We start from the raw sequence: 5363 nt of genomic DNA on the forward strand, positions 1-5363 counted from the left end.
CAGGGTCATCGGTCCCGGCCGCGGCGTGGAACCGCCGCTGGCGCGGGTCGTCCTCGCCCGGCGGGGCCGGCCGCCGCGGTGCGCCCGCTTCTCCTCACGCGCCCGCACGAGGGCGTTCTTCCAGCCGTCGGGGAAGTGCGCCGAGGGGTCGCCGCCGCGCTCGCCCGCCTCCTGCCGGAGGTACCGCACGATGTGGGAGAAGGCACGCTCGGACCGCTCCGAGGGGACGTTCGTCCCGGTCAGCCAGCCATGGATGGTCGCGTCGCTGGTCGTGACGGGCGGTTTCTGGGCGCGGCAGTGGCGTACGAGACGGTCGAGCGTCGGGCTGCCCGCCGCACGGTGCAGCGACCGCAGCTCGGCGGAGAAACGCTCCACCGCACCGCTCACGCCCATCGGCTCCCCGTCTCGCCCGGAAATCCGGAAATCCGCCGTCCGGCCAGGGTAGTCGCGGCCGTCGCGCCTGATGCCGGATCGCCGGAAACCTCCCGGACATGGCATTCAGAAGGCATCGACGGGCGAACGTCCCGTCCCCCAGGAGGGCCTTCGATGCACACCCTGCTTCGGCACGTCGACGCGGCGGGCGGCGCCGCCGGCGTGGTCTACGCGCTGACGGTCGCCGTCACCGCCATCACCTCCGTCGCCGCCCCCACGGCGCGGCGCCGCAGGGACGCCCGGACGACGCTCCGGCTGCTCCTTCCGAGGGGTCACACGCGCAAGAGGGTCACCCCGTCCCGGTCAGTGCCTCCGGCTCGATGACGAAGATCACGCGGACCTGGTCGCGGCCGCCGTACCAGGGGTAGGGCGTGCCGAGGTACCGCTGGGCGAGCTTCTCGATGTGGTCGGTCGCGCCCTCGGTGGTGATCTTCAGCACGCGGCCGCGGATCTGGAAGTAGCGCGACGGCCGGTCCGGGTCCGCGACGGCGACCGCGACCCGCGGGTCGCGTTCGATGTTCCGGGTCTTCACGTGGGTCTGGACGCTGTTGATCAGCACGTGCTCGCCGTCGGTGTCGACCCAGGTCTGGGTCACCTGCGGCGAGCCGTCCGGCATCGTCGTGGCGAGGTAGCAGGTGCTCGGCCGGCGCAGCAGCGTGAGCAGATCGTCGTTGAGCTTCACGGCCGGTCACTCTGGCCGAGGCGGGTGGACCGGCGCAAGCGCGGCCGATCCGCCGGTGCCGGAGTCAGGGCGTCCGCCGGGCGAAGTGCTCGCGGAGCGCGTCGCAGAAGTGCCGCGGCCGGATGACCCCCTTTCGGCCCGGGCCGGTCTCCCGGGAAGGCGCCCATGCCGCCGCTGGGGCAGGTCGCGCCCGCCGGGTGGCCGGGTGGATTCCCGCCACCCGCGCGGTCAGCCCGCGCGGTCGTCCACGAGGGTGAAGGTCCGTTCCCAGCGGTCGAGGATCGCGTCGGGGGCGTACCTGCGGACCGAGGCGCGCGCCGCGTCTCCCAGGGCCTCGCGGAGACGCCGGTCGCCCATCAGCCGCTCCAGCGCGGCGGCGAACTCCGGCACGTTGCCGGGCGTCACGACCAGCCCGTCCCTCCCGTCGGTGAGCAGCTCCCGCACGCCCGGCGCGCAGTCGAACGCGACCGTGGGCAGCCCGTACGCCATCGCCTCGATGATCGACATGGGGAAGCCCTCCTCGCGCGAGGACAGGGCGAAGATCGACGCGCCGGTCAGCGCGCCCTCCAGGTCGGACGTCGCGCCGGGGAACTCCACGCTCGCGTCCAGGCCGAGCTCGGCCGCGCGGCGGCGAAGGGCGTCCTCCTCCGGGCCCGTCCCGTACAGGCGCAGCCGCCAGGACGGGTGGCGCGGGGACGCCTCCGCCCACGCTTCGAGCAGCATGTCCTGGCCCTTCTCGAACGACAGCCGTCCGAGCCGTACGACCACCGGCTCGGTGCGCGGGGACGGCGACGCCGCCTCCACGTGGAGCGGGTTGGGCATGGCGGCGGCGTTGGAGATGTCATCGAACGCCCAGGCGTCCGCGTCGGCCTGGGTGAGCGCGAGGAGCAGGTCGGCCCCGGCGAAGTGGCGTCTCACCCGCCGGTACCGCGACGACCCCCGCGTCGCGGCGTACGACTCGTGGCTCATGCCGATGACCGGCATACCCCTGGTGTCGGCGCGCGCGACCCATTCCATCGCCCAGACCTGTGCCGCGATGACGACGCCGCCCGGCCGGGCGGTGCGCAGCAGCGCGCTCAGCCGCGCGGCGCCCCGGCGGACCGTGGCCCGGTGGGCGAGCCGGGAGACCGGTCCGCGGCGCGGCCTCGGCCGGCGTTCGTGCAGGACGGTGACGGCGTACGGCGGGTCCTGACCGTGGTCGTGGGGCCGGTCGGCATGCGTGACACCGACGAGGTGGACACGGTGCCCGCGGCCGGCGAACAGGCGGGCGATGTGGTGTGCCCACCGCTGGAGACCGCCGAGCTCCTCGACGTTGTCGCAGACGATGAAGATGTCGCGGGGCTCAGGCACGGCCGCCTCCCGTGAAGAAACGCTCGACGATGGCCTTGGCCGCGGTGCCGGTGTCGTACTCGCCGAAGCGCTCGGCGAACCGCCGACGCCGGGCGGCGTGGTCCCGGTGCACACGGTCCAGGTCGGCCAGTGCGGCGAACAGCCCGTCCTCGTCGCCGGCCAGCGGCCCCGGCGCGTGTGCGGCGAGGTCGAAGTACGCACCGCGCCGTACGGCGTAGTCGCCGCCGTCGGGCGTGTAGAAGATCATCGGACGGTCGCGGAGCGCGTAGTCGAACATGACCGACGAGTAGTCGGTGACCAGGGCGTCGGCGAGCAGCAGCAGCGGCGTCACGTCGTGGACGCCGCTCACGTCGACGACGGCGCCGCGCAGGCCGGGCGGCACCACCGCCGTGCTCAGATAGTGCGCGCGGATGAGGAGGACGTGGGAGTCGCCGAGCTCGCGGGCGAAGCGTTCGAGGTCGAACGGCGGCTCGAAACGCGCGACCGGCCGGCCGTCCTCGTCGGCGCGGAAGGTCGGCGCGTACAGCACGACGGTGCGCGCGTCGCCGTCGAGGCCCAGGCGTCGGCGCAGCTCGGCCAGTTCCTCCGGGTCGCCGCCGCTCACGAGCGGATCGTTGCGCGGGTATCCGGCCCGCAGGAACGGTGCGGTGACGCCGAGGCCCCGGGCCAGGGTCTCCACGTCGTGCTCGGACCGCACGACGAAGTGGTCGAAGCGGGCGACCATGGCGCGCCGGCGTACGTGCTCGGCCCGGGTGCTCCGCTTGACGGACGGCTCGTCGAAACCCATGCGCTTGTACGCCGAGCCGTGCCAGGTCTGGATGTAGGTGGTCTGGCGGCGCTTGGTCAGGCCGGCCGGGAGGCCCTGGTTGTCGACCCAGAACTCGGCGCGGGCCAGCGCGCGGTAGTACGCCCACGACCCCCGCCTGACCAGGGCGGCGTCCTCGGGGAAGCCCTGCCGGCTCTTGTCGTAGGACCAGATCGCGCGGTACGCCGCGCCGCGCCGGCGCAGTTCGAGGTGGATGTACTTCGGGTTGTCGGAGTACTGGGCGCCGAGGTGGCTCTCGAAGACGACGGTGCCCTTCTTGACCGGCAGCCGTACGAGCACGCGGTTGAACACGGCGATCTTCGTCGGGCGGCCGGTGAGCCGCTCGCGAAGCGCCTTCTCGGCGCGTAGGAGACTCCGCCAGAACCGCACGCCCGGGCGGGTGCGGGCGGCGTCACGTATCAGCGGCAGGACGGCTCGGGCGGGAAGGCGGCGCCCGACGATGCGGAACGCCAGTTCGCCGGAGTCGGCGACGTAGGCCTCCAGTCGGTCGCCGACGATCCTCGTCAGCCGGGGCCGGACCGGCACCTCGACGCCCTCGTGGGCGGTGCCGGTCGAGGTCAGGCGCACCACGATGGTCTCCTCACCGGCGTCGACGCACAGCCACAGCCCCCAGGTCTGGTCCACCAGCCCGAGCGGCCGGATCCGGCGGACCGGCGCGAACCTCGCCTGCCAGCCGATGCGGTCGCCCTCGTGCCGCAGGGTCACCGGAACGCGGAACGCGCGGCCCTTCCTGCGGCGGTCGCGGATCTCCAGCCTGCCGGTGAGCTTCACTCCGGCCTCGATCCGGCCCAGGGGGTTGACGAAGTCGCCCGCGAGCAGGAGTTCGCTCCCCTCCGTCCGCGCGGCGGTCAGCCGGCCGCCGAGCCGGAGCCGCCCGAGTGGCGCGGAGTGGATGCCCAGGTCGGTGACGTCGAGGATGCGGCGAGCCGGCGCGGTGTCGAGGAAGGCCCCGGACCAGTAGATCCGGCCGTCGCGTTCGACCGGCGCGATCGACAGCGTGGGGGTGTCGCCGTTCTTCGGCGCGCGGTCTGCGGCCGCGATCGCCCCCTGCAGGTCGCCCCGCCCGACCAGGAAGCCGGCGATCGCGGCCATCGGGTTGCACTCCTCGAACACCGCGGTGTCCATCGTCGCCAGGTACCCCTGGGCGAGATCGAGGAAGGCCTCGCGGTACTCCTTGTCGCGGCTGCGAAGCTCACGCAGGTAGAGCAGCAGATCGTGGTTGACGAACTTGACGTTCTTGTGCTGGGAGAGCCTCTCGGCGCCGCGGGTCCGGAAGGTCGCGTCGATCCGCCGGTGGATCTCCAGCCGGTCGGCGAAGTTGCGCAGCTCGGAGCGGCGGTGCGTGATCGACGGCGTCTCCCCGCGCGGGACGACGAGCCAGTTGTAGACCCGGTGCGGGATGATCGCGATCTTTCGCGCGCCGACGTAGGCCTGCGCGCTGAACAGCAGGTCCTCGTAGTGCAGGCGGTCGACGAACAGCAGCCCCTCGCGTTCGAGGAAGTCGCGCCGGTAGCACTTGTTGGTCGAGAGGGTGTCGTAGAGCAGGTCGGGCTCGTCCAGGACGCTCGTCAGGACGCGCGACTCCCGGTAGAGCGAGGGGTACCAGTTCTGCTCGCGCTCCGGCAGCACGCGTACGCAGCGTCCGGAGACCAGCTCGGCCCCGGTCTCCTCGGCGGCGGTGACCAGGTTCCGGCACGCGTGCGGATCGAGGGTGTCATCGCTGTCGAGGAACATCACATAGCGGCCTCGCGCCTGCTCCATCCCGGCGTTGCGAGGGCGTCCGCACCCTCCGGAGTTCTCGGGCAGGGTGATCACGCGGACGCGGTCCGGCCGGCCGGCGGCGAGCCGCTCCGCGACCCGGGGGGTCGCGTCCGTGCTGGCGTCGTCCACGATGACGACCTCCACGCCCGCCAGCGACTGCGCGAGCGCCGAGCGGACCGCGCGGGCCAGGCGGCCCGCGTCGTTATAGACGATCACGATGACCGTGACGTCGGGTTCTCTGACCGGAAGGCTCAACGCTCATCGCCCTGACCGTGAGGGGACATGTCTACTATTTCGGTAGTACGGCCGCGA

The 5363-nt window shown here is 72.9% G+C and carries 5 protein-coding genes; 1 reads left to right on the top strand and 4 read right to left on the bottom strand.

Annotated features, from left to right (window positions below; all coding sequences use genetic code 11):
* Nucleotides 1-387 (bottom strand): hypothetical protein (locus ACFFNX_RS41100; RefSeq protein ID WP_378211599.1); only part of this gene is annotated, 387 nt, incomplete at its 3' end.
* A gap of 159 nt (nt 388-546) precedes the next feature.
* Here ACFFNX_RS41100 and ACFFNX_RS41105 point away from each other — a divergent pair.
* Nucleotides 547-756 (top strand): hypothetical protein, encoded by a 210-nt coding sequence (locus ACFFNX_RS41105; protein WP_378211600.1) that lies wholly within the window; start codon nt 547-549, stop codon nt 754-756.
* Here the strand turns inward: ACFFNX_RS41105 and ACFFNX_RS41110 are convergent.
* The 3 genes from ACFFNX_RS41110 to ACFFNX_RS41120 form a co-directional block, all read right to left on the bottom strand.
* Entirely contained in the window at nt 722-1114 is a 393-nt protein-coding gene (locus ACFFNX_RS41110) for a PPOX class F420-dependent oxidoreductase (protein ID WP_378211601.1), read from the bottom strand. The two genes, ACFFNX_RS41105 and ACFFNX_RS41110, sit on opposite strands and share 35 nt — an antisense overlap.
* 228 nt (nt 1115-1342) lie before the next feature.
* Nucleotides 1343-2464 carry a glycosyltransferase gene (locus ACFFNX_RS41115; RefSeq protein WP_378211603.1) on the bottom strand — a complete coding sequence of 374 codons (1122 nt, stop codon included), beginning with the start codon at nt 2462-2464 and terminating at the stop codon, nt 1343-1345.
* The gene (locus ACFFNX_RS41120) at nt 2457-5306 is read right to left on the bottom strand and encodes a bifunctional glycosyltransferase/CDP-glycerol:glycerophosphate glycerophosphotransferase (protein WP_378211604.1); all 2850 of its coding nucleotides are present in this window, start codon (nt 5304-5306) and stop codon (nt 2457-2459) included. Before ACFFNX_RS41120 ends, ACFFNX_RS41115 begins: the two co-directional genes overlap by 8 nt.
* Nucleotides 5307-5363 lie beyond the last annotated feature (57 nt).

Origin of the sequence: Actinoallomurus acaciae (assembly GCF_042429965.1) — a bacterium.
In the GTDB taxonomy this organism is placed as follows: domain Bacteria; phylum Actinomycetota; class Actinomycetes; order Streptosporangiales; family Streptosporangiaceae; genus Actinoallomurus; species Actinoallomurus acaciae.

Coding starts and splice junctions, on each gene's coding strand:
- ACFFNX_RS41105 (WP_378211600.1), top strand. CDS start 547: ATGCACACCCTGCTTCGGCACGTCGACGCGGCGGGCGGCGCCGCCGGC.